The sequence below is a fragment of the Natronomonas salsuginis genome (genome assembly GCF_005239135.1).
GTDB lineage: Archaea > Halobacteriota > Halobacteria > Halobacteriales > Haloarculaceae > Natronomonas > Natronomonas salsuginis.
Genome location: NZ_QKNX01000004.1, coordinates 77,739 through 89,964, shown reverse-complemented (window position 1 = coordinate 89,964; position 12,226 = coordinate 77,739). Strand labels below are relative to the sequence as shown.

Genomic DNA, 12,226 nt, shown 5'->3' with positions numbered 1-12,226 from the left:
AGCAGTTTTCCGATTCGTCACGTCGGGTCGTACGCGTGCAGTTCGAGCGTCTCTCGGTCGACCGCGTCCAGCACGGACTCGTTCGTCGCCTCGAGGACGACCGACGGAACCGTGGTTTCTGCGAGTCGCTGCCCACGCGTGGCCTCGAGCGCTTCGAGCCACCGCCCGAGACAGAGACACCACCGATCGCCCGGATCGAGGCCCGGGAACTGCAGTTCGGGCCGCGGCGTGATGAGATCGTTCCCCCGCGTCCGGCTGAACTGGAGGAACTCCTCCGTCAGCACCGCACAGAGTTCGTGTCGTCCCCGGTCATCGGGGTGAGTGCCACAGCAGCCATCGCGTTCGAAGCCGGTGAGCGGATCGGTACTACAGGGTTTCAGTTCCTCGCCGAGGACGTTCCGTTCGGGCATACGCTTCAGAGGGATCGAGAGGGCAAAAGTCCCGGCGTCCGGCAGACACCGAGGCTTCTTTTCGACGACGCCCGTACCACCACACATGAAAATCGGCGTCATCTCCGATACGCACGACAACGTGGCGGCGACGGCGGCCGCGATGGATCGCTTCGAGCGCGAGGGGGTCGAGACGGTGTGCCACTGCGGTGACTTCATCGCGCCGCCGCTCGTCCCGTTTCTCGACCGCGAGGGGCTCGAGGTCCACGCCGTCCGCGGCAACAACGACGGCGAGCGCGAGGGCCTCGTCGACGCCTTCGACGCCCTCGACGGCGGGACGCTCCACGGCCGGTTCGCGGAGTTGACGTTCGATGGGCGATCGTTCGCGATCCTCCACGGCGAGCAGAAGCCGGTGATCGAGGCGCTCGCGGCGACCGGGGAGTACGACTACGTCTGTCACGGCCACTGGCACGTCCGCGAACAGCGGGCGGTCGGCGATACGATCGTCGTCAATCCGGGCGCGCACTTTCCGACCGTGCCCGAGGACAGCCGCACGGTCGCGGTGATCGAGACGGACGGGGACACGGTCGTCTTCCACGAGATCGACGGCGAATGACGGTCCGCGTTCGGGAGGCGGCCGACGACGACGTGGGTGCTATACTCGATGTGGCCGAGGCCGCGTGGTACGCCGCCTACGGCGGGGCGCTCGACCCCTCGACGATCGCGGCGGCCCTGGTGGAGTACTACGACCCCGAACTCATCGAGGCGGGGATCGACCACGACGCGATCGCGTTCTACGTCGCCGAAGTCGACGGGGCGGTCGTCGGGTTCGCGAGCGCCGAACAGACGTGGGCCGACGAGGTCGAACTCCACACGCTGTACGTCCACCCGGACCGCTGGGGCGAGGGGATCGGCTCGGCGCTCCTCGATCGGGTCACCGAGTGGGCCCGTGAGGCGGGCGTCGACCGGATCACCTGCGGCGTCCTCGGCGACAACGCGATCGGGATCGGCTTCTTCGAGGCGGTCGGATTCCGGCGGGGGCGGCGGGCGGACGCCGAGATCGTCGGGGCGACCCACGAGGAGTACGAGTACGAGTACGACCTCCGGGAAACGTAGGCTGCCGCCTGCCGAAGGCCTTAGCCGCCGCCGGACGAACGGATCGTATGCAGTTGTTTTGGCACCGCCGGGACCTGAGAACGCGCGACAACGCCGGGCTCGCGGCCGCCGCGCGGGCGGGAACGGTCGTTCCGGTGTTCGTGTACGACAGCGGCCTCCTGAAGACGATGGGGGCCAGACAGCGGGCGTTGTACCTCCGACACGTCAAGGCGCTCGAACGCCGCTACCGCGAACTCGACAGCGACCTCCTCGTCCGGGCGGGCGACCCCGACGAGGTCCTCGTCGACCTCGCGGCGGAGTACGACGTTGACACCGTCTTCTACAACACGCACTACCGCGCGGCGCGGCGGAACCGACAGCGGGCCGTCGAGGACGCGCTCGGGGCCGAGGGCGTTAGGACCGACGTGCGGACGGACCTCGTGTTGGTCGGCCCCGAGGAACTAGAGCGGTCCTACCCGAACCACAGCCAGTTCCACGGCGACTGGGAGGCGGTCCCGAAGCGGGGGCCGTACGCCGAACCCGACGCCGAGGCCCTCGCGGCGGTCAGCGACGGGAAGACGGTCCCGGAGCCGGAAGTCGAAGTCGAGTTGCCGGCGGCCGGCTACCGCGGCGCCCGCGACCGCCTCGATACGTTCGTCGACCACGGGATCACCTCGTACAACGACACCCGGGACGACCTGCGGGCGGCCGTCGAGGAGCCGACCCACGCCGTCTCGCGACTGTCGCCGTACCTCGCGACCGGGGCCATCGGGATCCGGGAGGTGTGGGCGACCGCGAGCGACGTCTACGATGCCGTCCACGGCAGCGAGCGCCGGAACGTCGACAAGTACAGATACGAACTGTCCTGGCGCGAGCAGATGTATCACCTGCTGTACTACAACCCGGATCTCGCGGTGTCGAACTACAAGTCGTTCCCGAACGACATCGAGTGGCGCGACGACGACGCGGCCTTCGAGGCGTGGACCCGCGGCGAGACCGGGTACCCGCTCGTCGACGCCGGCATGCGGCAACTGAACCGGGAGGGGTACGTCCACAACCGCCCGCGGCAGGTCGTGGCGAGCTTTCTGACGAAACACCTCCAGATCGACTGGCGCCGCGGCGCGCGGTACTTCACGAACCAGTTGCTCGATCACGACTATGCTTCGAACCACGGTGGGTGGCAGTGGGTCGCCTCCACCGGCACCGACTCCGTCGACGTGCGGATCTTCGACCCCGTGAGCCAGGCGAGCAAGTACGACGAGGGGGCGACGTACATCCGCGAGTACGTCCCGGAACTCGAGGGGGTGCCGACGCGGAAAGTGATCGAGTGGCCGACGCTCGCTCGGGAGGAACGGGCGTCGTTAGCCCCCGAGTACGCCGACCCGATCGTCGACCGCAACGAGGGGTACGAGCGGGCACAGCGGGTCTTCGAGCACGCGCTCGGGAAACGGTGAACCACGTGCCGAACGACGCGCTCGACGCGATCGACGCCTTCGGCGAGGGGATCCTCTACGGGGCGCCGCCGCCGGTTCGCGAGCGCCTCCGGTCGGATCTCCGGCTCCGGATATCAGCCCCTGACGGCGGCCGGAGCGCGCCGTGTCAGTTCGAGACCGAGCACGCACGGACGCCGGCCACGCTTCGGGAGCGCGGGTCGTTCGTCCGGACGATCGTCGACGGGGTCGACGACCGGTTGGCGGCGTGGGGGATCGAGACGCCGGAGGCCTATCGGTACGGAGCGACCGTCGACGGGACGCACCGCTACGACGGGACCCTCGAGTGGTAGCGGCACCGAAGCGTATCCTTAAAAGTCCGCGTCACGAAACGTGGGTATGAAACACGTCACGGTACCGAAAGACCGGATCGGTGTGCTGATCGGTGCGGGGGGTGAGACGATGCGCGAGATCGAGGCCCGCGCGGAGGTTCGCCTCGACATCGACTCCGAGACGGGTTCGGTCCGCGTCGAATCCGTCGGCGACCCGATCGTCGCGATGAACGGTCCCGACATCGTCAAGGCGATCGGCCGCGGATTCCCCCCCGAGGATGCCCTCCGACTGCTCGAAGACGACATGCAGATGTTCGACCTCATCGACATCGAGGCCGCGACACGAAACAAGAAGGATCTCCGTCGGAAGAAGGGGCGGCTTATTGGCGAAAACGGCCGGACTCGCGAGCTGATGGCCGAACTCAGCGGCGCGGAGGTCGTCATCTACGGGACGACGCTCGGGACCATCGGCTCGCCCGAACAGGTCGACGCGGTCCGCAGCGCCGCGGAGATGATCCTCGACGGCGCGCCGCACGGCGCGGTCTACTCGTTCCTCGAGCGCCGCCACAACGAGATGCGATCGAACGACATCCAGTACCACCAGTTTTCGGACGGATCGCGGTCGGCCTGAGCGGGGTCGATCGTCGCGACGGGCTACCGTTTTGCGGAATCAGCCGCTAGAGAAACGGAAAGCCGCCGTAGCGGAGATAGATATCATCAAGGCGGAACTACATGGGAGCAGACGCCATCGATCGGGACGCGATACCGGAAACGGGGCTGGCGCAAAAACCGTCCGACGACGACGGAGTTTGCGAACCAGCAAAACAGCATATAAAAGCGTTTTGTGAAAGGCATTACCACGACCATTCGGGGCACGTCGGGCGGTTTCGTCCCCACCGTTTCAGCAAGATTTATATAGAACCACAGACAATCATTCGGACGACTATGGCACAACAGATGGGCAACCAGCCGATGATCGTCCTTTCCGAGGAGAGCCAGCGAACCTCCGGACGGGACGCACAGTCGATGAACATCACCGCGGGGAAAGCGGTCGCTGAGTCCGTACGCACTACGCTCGGCCCCAAGGGGATGGACAAGATGCTCGTCGACTCGACGGGGAACGTCGTCGTCACGAACGACGGCGTCACCATCCTCAGCGAGATGGACATCGAACACCCCGCAGCCAACATGATCGTCGAGGTCGCCGAGACCCAAGAGGAAGAGGTCGGTGACGGCACGACGACATCGGTCGTCGTCGCCGGTGAACTGCTCTCGCAGGCCGAAGACCTCCTCGAGCAGGACATCCACGCGACGGTCCTCGCACAGGGGTACCGCCAGGCCGCCGCCGAGGCCAAGGAGATCCTTGAAGAGATCGCGATCGACGTCGATGCGGACGACACCGAGGTCCTCGAAGCCATCGCCGCGACGGCGATGACCGGCAAGGGCGCGGAGAACTCGAAGGACCTGCTCTCCGGCCTCGTCGTCGACGCGGTCCGCGCGGTCGCGGACGACGACGAGATCGACACGGACAACATCAAAGTCGAGAAGGTCGTCGGCGGCGCGGTCGACGAGTCCGAACTCGTCGAGGGCGTTATCGTCGGCAAGGAGCGCGTGCACGACAACATGCCCGCCCTGGTCGAGGACGCGAACATCGCCCTGATCGACACGCCGATCGAGGTCAAAGAGACCGAGATCGACGCCGAGGTCAACGTCACCGATCCCGACCAGCTCGAACAGTTCCTCGAGCAAGAGGAGAAACAGCTCCGCGAGATGGTCGACACACTCGCCGACGTCGGCGCGGACGTCGTCTTCTGCCAGAAGGGCATCGACGATATGGCCCAACACTACCTCGCCCAGGAGGGCATCCTCGCGGTCCGCCGCGCGAAGAAGTCCGACATGAAGGCGCTGGCCCGCTCGACGGGCGGCCGCGTCGTCTCGAACATCGACGACATCACCGAGGACGACCTCGGCTTCGCCGGCTCCGTCGGCCAGAAACCGATCGCCGGCGACGAGAAGATCTTCGTCGAGGACGTCGAGCAGGCCCGCGCGGTCACGCTCATCCTCCGCGGCGGCACCGAACACGTCGTCGACGAGGTCGAGCGCGCGGTCGAGGACTCCCTCGGCGTCGTTCGCACCACGCTTCAGGACGGACAGGTGCTCCCCGGCGGCGGCGCGCCCGAGATCGCGCTGGCGCTCGGTCTGCGTGACTTCGCCGACTCCGTCGAGGGGCGCGAACAGCTCGCCATCGAGGCGTTCGCCGACGCCGTCGACGTGATCCCGCGCACGCTCGCGGAGAACGCCGGCCTCGATCCGATCGACTCGCTCGTCGAGCTCCGCAGCCAGCACACCAAAGACAGCAGCTTCGGCCTCGACGCGTACACGGGCGACGTCATCGACATGGAGTCCGAGGGTGTCGTCGAGCCGCTCCGCGTGAAGACGCAGGCCATCGAGGCGGCCACCGAGGCGGCCGTGATGATCCTCCGCATCGACGACGTCATCGCCGCGGGCGACCTGAAGGGCGGTGCCAGCGACGACGACGACGGCGAGGACATGCCTGCCGGTGGCGCCGGCGGTATGGGCGGCGGCATGGGCGGCATGGGCGGTATGGGCGGCGGCATGGGCGGCATGATGTAACCCGCGACAGCGCGCACCATCCATCCCGACCGACCATCCGAATCGCCGCTCGACCGACGAACATTCTCGATTTTTCGACGAAGCCGATAGCGACGGGCGCGCGATCCGCAACGCCGCGCCGACGCGAGTCGCTACGACGCGGACCGCGAGCCGACGAACAGCGCGACGTACGCGACGACCGCGACTGCGAAGCCCGCACCAACGATCAGATCGGTCGACAGGACACTTCGCCCGACGTTCACGTAGCGAAGCCCGAGCAGTGCGATGACAGTGAGGCCAAAGGCGGCGTATGCGCTCACGAATCGGCGAACCCCGGCGCTCAAGACGCTCATCGAGACGCCCACGCCGATCAGCACGACGACACCGGCGAGGAGTCCGATCGGGAGCGCGACGATCGCCGAGAACTCGAAGTCGAGGAGTTCGATGACCGCGACGGTGACGAGAAGAAACGTCGCGATCCCCGCACCGATCGCCGCGAGAAGTGTTCGTCCGTTCATACCGGCGATAGCGCGACGCGTCGGATAAGTACCCGGCGGCTACCGGACCGGTCGTCGAGCGCTCACCGGACGGCGGCCGTCGCCTCGCGCATGATTTCGAGCGCCTCCTGCAGCGTCTCGATATCGACTGCGTAGGAGATGCGGGCGTGGCCCGCCCCGCGCTTGCCGAACGCTTCGCCGGGGACGACGACGACCCCGCGGTCGATGGCCTCGTCGACCCAGCCGTCCGGCACCCGCGGCATCGCGTAGAACGCCCCTTGCGGCGTCGGCACGTCGAGACTCATCCCTTCGAGACCGTCGAGCAACACGTCGCGGCGCTCCTCGAAGGCCGCGCGCATCTCGTCGACGCGGTCCTGCGGCCCCGACAGGGCGGCCTCGGCGGCGTACTGGGCGGGCGCGGACGCGCAGGCCTGAGCGTACTGGTGGACCCTGAGCATCCGCTCGGTTCGTTCGTGGGAGGCGGCCACCCAGCCGAGACGCCAGCCGGTCATCGAGTACGCCTTCGAGCAGGCGTTGACGACGACGACGTTCTCCCAGTCGGTGAAATCGGCCGGCGAGTGGTGGTCGCCGTCGAAGACGAACGGTTCGTACACCTCGTCGGAGAGACAGACCACGTCGTGCTCGTCGGCAATCTGGGCGAAGGCGCGCATATCAGCCTCGCTTTGGACCGCACCCGTCGGATTGGCCGGGCTGTTGACGACGAACATCGCGGTGTCGTCGGTGATCGCAGCCTCGACGGCCTCGGGAGCCATCGTGAGGTCCTCACGCAACTCGACCGGCTTCGGCGTCCCGCCGGCCAGATGCGTCAACGCCTCGTAGGAGACGAAGCCCGGATCGGGGAAGATGACCTCCTCGCCGGCATCGACGTGGGCCTCGATGGCGATGTGCAGCGCCTCGCTGCCGCCCGCCGTGGCGATGACGTTCGCGGGGTCGACCGAGAAGTCGTTGTCCCGGTCGTGCTTGGCCGCGATGGCCTCCCGGAGCGCTTCGGTCCCCTTGTTCGACGTGTACGCGTCGGTCTCCCCGGATTCGATCGCCTCGATCGCCGCGTTTCGCGCGTTCTCGGGCGTCGGGAAGTCGGGCTGTCCCAAGCCGAGGTTGATCGCGTCCTCGCCGGCCGCTTCGAACACTTCGCGGATGCCGCTGATCGAGATCCGCTCGACGCGGGCTGAAAAACCACTCATGCGAGAGGGGGCGTCCGGCGACGCAATAATTCTGCCGTGTCGATCGGCGGCCGTCCGTTCGAAGTATCAGTTATTTTTGCCGACACACACTACGATCGGATTTCAGCTGAGGGAAACAAATAAGAATATCTGACGCCCAGATCGGCCGAATACGCACATCAGCGGCGTCCCATGTCGAGTCAAACGCTACCGCGACCTGTCCGGGCATAAGTACTCGAGTCGTAGAGTGGCCAATGACGGACGGCAGATTCTCTCGACGTGCGTATCTCGGCGGAGCCGGCGCGGCCATAGCAGGCGGGCTAGCCGGCTGTCTCAGCGGCGGGCTCGGGATCGGCAGCGGCAACGGCGGCTCGTTGGACGAGCTTACGGTCGCCTATATGCCGATCTACCCGGATCTGCAGTATTTCGTCATGGACGGCGAGGGCTACTTCGACAGGATCGACGCCACAATTGACGGCAGGGAGTTCACCGATGGCCCGGCGATCATCCAGGCATACGGTGGCGGTGAGATCGATATCGCGATGTTCGGGATTGTCCCGGCTATGATCGTCATCGACCGGGGCATCCCGGCGATGGTGACCGCCGCGAACATCGTCGAACCGATGGGAATCATGGCCGACGAGGCGTTCCAAGAGCTGTGGGCCGAACACGGCGCCGATGCGTTCGGCATCTGGGAGGACGAACGCGGCGAACCGTTCCGGTTCGGCACGTTCCCGCAGGGATCCGTGCCGGACGTCCTCCTGCGATACTGGCTGGGAGAGATCGGCGTCGATCCCGAGTCCGACGTCGAAATCATCGAGATCAACGGGGCGAACGCCGTCTGGCAAGCGATCGCCAGCGCCGAGATCGACGGCACGTCGATCATGGAACCCGTGCCGACGATCGCCGAGGAGGAGGAGTCGTCGGTGACGATGTTCCTGCCGGCGAGTGAGATCATGCCCGGCCAGCCTGCAGCCGTGACCCTCATGAGCGACGAAGTGCGCGACTCGTCGCTCGCCGGGCAGTTCCTCGAACAGCACGTCCGCGCGACGGAATTCATCGCCGAGAACCCCGATCGGACGGCCGAGCACGTCGAGAGCGGGATCGGAATGCCGGCCGAGCGCGCCCGTCGCGCGCTCGACTCGCCGCTCTCGAACTTCGTCACCGATCCGCGAGCGATCGAGAGCGGGGCGGAGATCTTCGCCGAGTTCGCCTACGAGAACGAACAGATTGATCAACAGCTATCGATCGACCACATTTTCCATTACGACGTGTACGATGCGCTGTAACACCGACCGATTCGGAGGGAACGGATGGCAACCGAAACGGGCGTAGACGGGGAGTTCGAGGGCCGGGTCAACGGCTCGATCTTCGAGTTCGATCCGCGCCGGGCGGTGTTGGGTACTGCCGGGATCGCTGGCTTCCTCGCCATGTGGTGGGCGGCGTCGCTCTCTCAACCGGAGTTCGTGTTGCCATCGCCAATCGCCGTCGGCGAGACGTTCTACGCGGAGGCGGCGAGCGGCGAGATGGCGATTGCCATCGGCCACAGCGTCCGACACTGGGTCCCTGGCGCGGCGATCGGCACCGCGCTTGGCGTCGCGGCTGGCGTCGTGCTGGCGTGGAGTTCGATCGCCGACGACGTGTCGGCACCGATCGTTCGGACCCTCCGCCCGGTGCCGCCGCTGGCGCTTATTGGCTTCGCGATCGCGTGGTTCGGGATCAACCACGCCGGCGCGGCGTTCATCATCGCTGTCGGCGCGTTCTGGATCAACTTCTACGCCGCGTACGGTGGCGTCGAGGGGGTTTCGGAGGACCTCCTCGACGTGGCGCGGAGTCTCGGCGTCGACCGCGACGTCAACCTGCTTCGATCCGTCGTCGTCCCCGCGGCGTCGCCGGAGATCCTGACGGGGGTTCGAACCGGGATCGGGCGCTGTTGGATGCTCGTCGTCGCCTCGGAGATCTTCGGGGTCCCGGGGATCGGTCGGCGAATACTGCGCGCCTCAAACAACCTGCAGGTCGACGTTGTCATCGCGTACATTCTCGTGTTGAGCCTCATGTTCCTCGTCGTCGATGTGGCATTCCGAACGGTTCAACGGAGGGTGCTCGCGTGGCGATGAACGGACGTTCGGACGGGGCGTTCGGCGCGCGCGTCAGCATCGACGGCGTTCAGAAGCGCTACGACGGCGCGGAGGGGCCGGTGCAGGCGCTCGATGACGTCAGCTTCGACGTGTCCGATGGCGAGTTCGTCTGTATTGTCGGTAGCTCCGGCTGTGGGAAAACGACGCTCTTTCGGATCATCGCCGGACTGGAGTCGGCGACGGAGGGAGACGTCCTGTTGAACGGGACCCGCGTCGACGGACCGACCCCGGACACGGGCGTCGTCTTCCAGGAGTACCACCTCTTTCCGTGGCGGACGGTCCGGGGTAACGTCGGCTTCGGCCTCGAAAACAGCGATGGGGACGCCGAACGTCGCCGCCGCGTCGGTGAGCTCGTCGACCTCGTCGGCCTCGACGGGTTCGGCGACAGCTATCCGAAGGACCTCTCGGGCGGCATGAAACAGCGCGTCGCCATCGCGAGGGCGCTCGCGGTCGATCCGGATCTGTTGCTCATGGACGAGCCATTCGGGGCCGTTGACGCCCAAACCCGCGAGATGCTCCAACGGGAACTGCTCGACATCTGGACAGAAACCGGGAAAACGGTGCTGTTCGTCACTCACGACGTCGAGGAGGCGCTCAAACTCGCCGACCGTATCGTCGTGCTGTCGAAGTCGCCGGGACACATTCGAGAGGTACTCGACGTCGACCTCGAGCGGCCACGCTCTCGTTCCGACCCCGAGTTTGGGGCGCACTACGAGCGTGTATTGGACCTCATCCGGGAGTGACGGCGGCCGGCGACACCCCCGCTCACTTGGTCCCCTCCCGGAGCGCCTCGATGTGTCGTTTCAGGCGTCGAAGCGTCGCGTCCGCGTCGGCGTACCCCTGCTCGTACTCGCCGTAACCGTCCCCGGCCCTCCGAAGGAATCGCTCGGTCGCGTCGTCGCGTTCGCTCATATACGGGTCGACGATACGGCGGGACAAAGAGGCGGCCGTGTCGGATCGATCGACTGGTGTCGACAGACGATCAAAGCGCGCCGGCGTAATTCGTTCGCAACCGGTTAGAACAGTTCGCTATGTAGCGCTTTACGATCACGGTGTCATCGAACTGTCCGGTATGCAACCCGGCGGGGTTCGAGCGCAGTGTGCCCGAATCATTGATCAAATCGCGGGCGCGGTCGTGACCGACTGAGCGACGCTGGAGACGGTACACGCCGGTATCGTCTCCGACGGCTACGGGCTGTCGGGAGACGTTCCGGGGACGGGAAAGACACGCATCGCGCTCCTTTGCGGACGTGGTCGGCGTCTGTTCAAACGCATTCAGTTCACGCCCGATCTGTTACCCTCGAACGTCCCCGTTGAGGCGACCCGAGAGTTCGAGTTCCAACCCGGACCGATCTTTGCGAACATCGTGTTGGCCGACGAGATCAATCGCGCTCCTCCGAAGACCCAATCGGCGCTGTTGGAGGCGACGGAGGAGGGCCAGGTCACGGTCGACGGCGACTCGTATCCGCTTCCGGACCCCTTCGTCGTCATCGATAGGTAGAACCCAGTCGAGATAGACGTCACGTTCGGTCTCCCGGTCGCCCAACTGGATCGGTTCATCGCCAGGACGAGCCTCGACTACCCCGACCGCGCGAGCGACCCCGAACTGATCAATCAACGGGCCGCCCGCGCGCAGGAGTCGCGGCCGGTCGAGTGAGTCTGTAGGCTCGGGTCGCTCGATCGACCCCCCGGCGTGTCGGATTCGATCCGCTTCGAGCCCACGGTTCGCGAGTACCTCGGAGTACAGCGGTTTTTCGAGGCCGTCCGAACGCGGATCGCGCTCGGAAGACGACCCTTCGCGACGCCGGATGGCGTCAAGACGATGGCCCCGCCAGTGTTGTCTCACTGGCCCGTGTTGATACTCGACACCCGAGTCGATGGGGCGGTAGCGACCGATATCCTCGTGGAGGTCCTCTCGGACGTTCGCGTCCCACAGCCGAGCGCGTATGCCGGTCTCGGTCCGAACGAAAGTAGCGCGGCGCTCACCAGTGGTAGACGAGCGAGAGCGCGATACCACCGATCACGAGCGCGAGGAGCGCCGCGAACGGTATCCCGTCGATACCGAGGCGATTGACACCCAGAATGGTCGCGAACTTCTTTGAGGAGCGTTGCCCGCCCCCTGTCGTCGGCAGTGAGCGTGAGTTCTTCACCGCGGTTGAGTTTGAAAGACGGTTTTCCGATCTATGATGGGATAAAACGCTTGCCTCGTCCAGAGAAGTCGGGGCGTTCAGCTCTTGGTGCGGTAACAACTCACCAATCGTGTTGGTGCCGTACCGATGGAGTGTGTATCGTCTGCGATCCACCACCATAGCCGTCGAGTGGGGCACACGCCTGACAGTCAGACGCGGGTTTATCAACAGCGCCGCCGTGTCGCGTGAGATGGCCGCCGAAGTCTCCGACCCCGTTCGAAACATCGCGGAGAGGCCATCGAGAACGTCGACCGAACGCGTCGAACGGTGACGATCGGTCGTCGTGGCGGACGTCAGCCAGAGCCAGAACGCTTGAAGAGGTCGAACGGCGAGAACTGTTTCCATGCGGAGTTGACTCG

15 protein-coding genes are annotated in these 12,226 nt (G+C 66.0%); 10 read left to right on the top strand and 5 right to left on the bottom strand.

Annotated features, from left to right (window positions below):
- Positions 1–17: 17 nt before the first annotated feature.
- A complete protein-coding gene (locus DM868_RS10840) occupies positions 18–410 on the bottom strand; it encodes a DUF2237 family protein (RefSeq protein WP_137276894.1) in 393 nt (130 codons plus the stop codon).
- 85 nt (positions 411–495) lie between these two features.
- Here DM868_RS10840 and DM868_RS10835 point away from each other — a divergent pair, with 85 nt between their 5' ends.
- The 6 genes from DM868_RS10835 to thsA all read left to right on the top strand — a co-directional run bounded on the left by DM868_RS10835 (position 496) and on the right by thsA (position 5,880).
- The gene (locus tag DM868_RS10835) at positions 496–1,005 is read left to right on the top strand and encodes a metallophosphoesterase (RefSeq protein ID WP_137276893.1); all 510 of its coding nucleotides are present in this window, start codon (positions 496–498) and stop codon (positions 1,003–1,005) included.
- Complete coding sequence (locus DM868_RS10830; RefSeq protein ID WP_137276892.1) at positions 1,002–1,505, top strand: GNAT family N-acetyltransferase; 504 nt, start codon at positions 1,002–1,004, stop codon at positions 1,503–1,505. The genes DM868_RS10835 and DM868_RS10830 overlap by 4 nt, the downstream gene beginning before the upstream one ends.
- 47 nt (positions 1,506–1,552) lie before the next feature.
- A complete protein-coding gene (locus DM868_RS10825; protein ID WP_137276891.1) occupies positions 1,553–2,938 on the top strand; it encodes a cryptochrome/photolyase family protein in 1,386 nt (461 codons plus the stop codon).
- Positions 2,939–2,943: 5 nt separating this feature from the next.
- On the top strand, positions 2,944–3,267 hold the full coding sequence (locus DM868_RS10820) for a hypothetical protein (protein ID WP_222845529.1): 324 nt from the start codon (positions 2,944–2,946) through the stop codon (positions 3,265–3,267).
- A gap of 46 nt (positions 3,268–3,313) precedes the next feature.
- Complete coding sequence (locus DM868_RS10815) at positions 3,314–3,877, top strand: KH domain-containing protein (protein ID WP_137276889.1); 564 nt, start codon at positions 3,314–3,316, stop codon at positions 3,875–3,877.
- Between the two features lie 326 nt (positions 3,878–4,203).
- Positions 4,204–5,880, top strand: coding sequence for a thermosome subunit alpha (thsA, locus tag DM868_RS10810; RefSeq protein ID WP_137277047.1), 1,677 nt, complete (start codon positions 4,204–4,206; stop codon positions 5,878–5,880).
- Positions 5,881–6,011: 131 nt separating this feature from the next.
- Here thsA and DM868_RS10805 read toward each other — a convergent pair whose 3' ends face one another.
- Both DM868_RS10805 and DM868_RS10800 read right to left on the bottom strand, forming a co-directional pair.
- On the bottom strand, positions 6,012–6,377 hold the full coding sequence (locus tag DM868_RS10805) for a hypothetical protein (RefSeq protein WP_137276888.1): 366 nt from the start codon (positions 6,375–6,377) through the stop codon (positions 6,012–6,014).
- A gap of 62 nt (positions 6,378–6,439) precedes the next feature.
- The gene (locus DM868_RS10800; RefSeq protein WP_137276887.1) at positions 6,440–7,561 is read right to left on the bottom strand and encodes a pyridoxal phosphate-dependent aminotransferase; all 1,122 of its coding nucleotides are present in this window, start codon (positions 7,559–7,561) and stop codon (positions 6,440–6,442) included.
- Between the two features lie 233 nt (positions 7,562–7,794).
- Here DM868_RS10800 and DM868_RS10795 point away from each other — a divergent pair, with 233 nt between their 5' ends.
- From DM868_RS10795 to DM868_RS10785, 3 genes are read left to right on the top strand one after another with little or no spacing between them, the layout of a single operon-like run.
- Positions 7,795–8,829: an ABC transporter substrate-binding protein gene (locus tag DM868_RS10795; protein WP_137276886.1), complete on the top strand. Its 1,035-nt coding sequence runs from the start codon at positions 7,795–7,797 to the stop codon at positions 8,827–8,829.
- Between the two features lie 24 nt (positions 8,830–8,853).
- Entirely contained in the window at positions 8,854–9,657 is an 804-nt protein-coding gene (locus DM868_RS10790) for an ABC transporter permease (RefSeq protein ID WP_137276885.1), read from the top strand.
- Positions 9,654–10,421 carry an ABC transporter ATP-binding protein gene (locus tag DM868_RS10785; RefSeq protein WP_137276884.1) on the top strand — a complete coding sequence of 256 codons (768 nt, stop codon included), beginning with the start codon at positions 9,654–9,656 and terminating at the stop codon, positions 10,419–10,421. The genes DM868_RS10790 and DM868_RS10785 overlap by 4 nt, the downstream gene beginning before the upstream one ends.
- A gap of 22 nt (positions 10,422–10,443) precedes the next feature.
- Here the strand turns inward: DM868_RS10785 and DM868_RS15165 are convergent, their stop codons facing one another.
- Positions 10,444–10,590 carry a hypothetical protein gene (locus DM868_RS15165; protein WP_170964486.1) on the bottom strand — a complete coding sequence of 49 codons (147 nt, stop codon included), beginning with the start codon at positions 10,588–10,590 and terminating at the stop codon, positions 10,444–10,446.
- A gap of 241 nt (positions 10,591–10,831) precedes the next feature.
- On the opposite strand from DM868_RS15165, the gene DM868_RS15490 reads away from it, so the two are divergent.
- Positions 10,832–11,179: an AAA family ATPase gene (locus DM868_RS15490; RefSeq protein WP_342776389.1), complete on the top strand. Its 348-nt coding sequence runs from the start codon at positions 10,832–10,834 to the stop codon at positions 11,177–11,179.
- 481 nt (positions 11,180–11,660) lie between these two features.
- On the opposite strand, the gene DM868_RS15160 is transcribed toward DM868_RS15490, so the two are convergent.
- Positions 11,661–12,212, bottom strand: a complete 552-nt coding sequence (locus tag DM868_RS15160; RefSeq protein ID WP_170964481.1) for a hypothetical protein — start codon at positions 12,210–12,212, stop codon at positions 11,661–11,663.
- Positions 12,213–12,226: the final 14 nt, after the last annotated feature.

Bases quoted from the DNA above. Each gene is read 5' to 3' on its own strand.
- DM868_RS10790 (WP_137276885.1), top strand. From the start codon at position 8,854: ATGGCAACCGAAACGGGCGTAGACGGGGAGTTCGAGGGCCGGGTCAAC.
- DM868_RS10785 (WP_137276884.1), top strand. From the start codon at position 9,654: ATGAACGGACGTTCGGACGGGGCGTTCGGCGCGCGCGTCAGCATCGAC.
- DM868_RS15165 (WP_170964486.1), bottom strand. From the start codon at position 10,590: ATGAGCGAACGCGACGACGCGACCGAGCGATTCCTTCGGAGGGCCGGG.
- thsA (WP_137277047.1), top strand. From the start codon at position 4,204: ATGGGCAACCAGCCGATGATCGTCCTTTCCGAGGAGAGCCAGCGAACC.
- DM868_RS10815 (WP_137276889.1), top strand. From the start codon at position 3,314: ATGAAACACGTCACGGTACCGAAAGACCGGATCGGTGTGCTGATCGGT.
- DM868_RS10795 (WP_137276886.1), top strand. From the start codon at position 7,795: ATGACGGACGGCAGATTCTCTCGACGTGCGTATCTCGGCGGAGCCGGC.
- DM868_RS15160 (WP_170964481.1), bottom strand. From the start codon at position 12,212: ATGGAAACAGTTCTCGCCGTTCGACCTCTTCAAGCGTTCTGGCTCTGG.
- DM868_RS10840 (WP_137276894.1), bottom strand. From the start codon at position 410: ATGCCCGAACGGAACGTCCTCGGCGAGGAACTGAAACCCTGTAGTACC.
- DM868_RS10825 (WP_137276891.1), top strand. From the start codon at position 1,553: ATGCAGTTGTTTTGGCACCGCCGGGACCTGAGAACGCGCGACAACGCC.
- DM868_RS10835 (WP_137276893.1), top strand. From the start codon at position 496: ATGAAAATCGGCGTCATCTCCGATACGCACGACAACGTGGCGGCGACG.
- DM868_RS10805 (WP_137276888.1), bottom strand. From the start codon at position 6,377: ATGAACGGACGAACACTTCTCGCGGCGATCGGTGCGGGGATCGCGACG.
- DM868_RS10830 (WP_137276892.1), top strand. From the start codon at position 1,002: ATGACGGTCCGCGTTCGGGAGGCGGCCGACGACGACGTGGGTGCTATA.
- DM868_RS10800 (WP_137276887.1), bottom strand. From the start codon at position 7,561: ATGAGTGGTTTTTCAGCCCGCGTCGAGCGGATCTCGATCAGCGGCATC.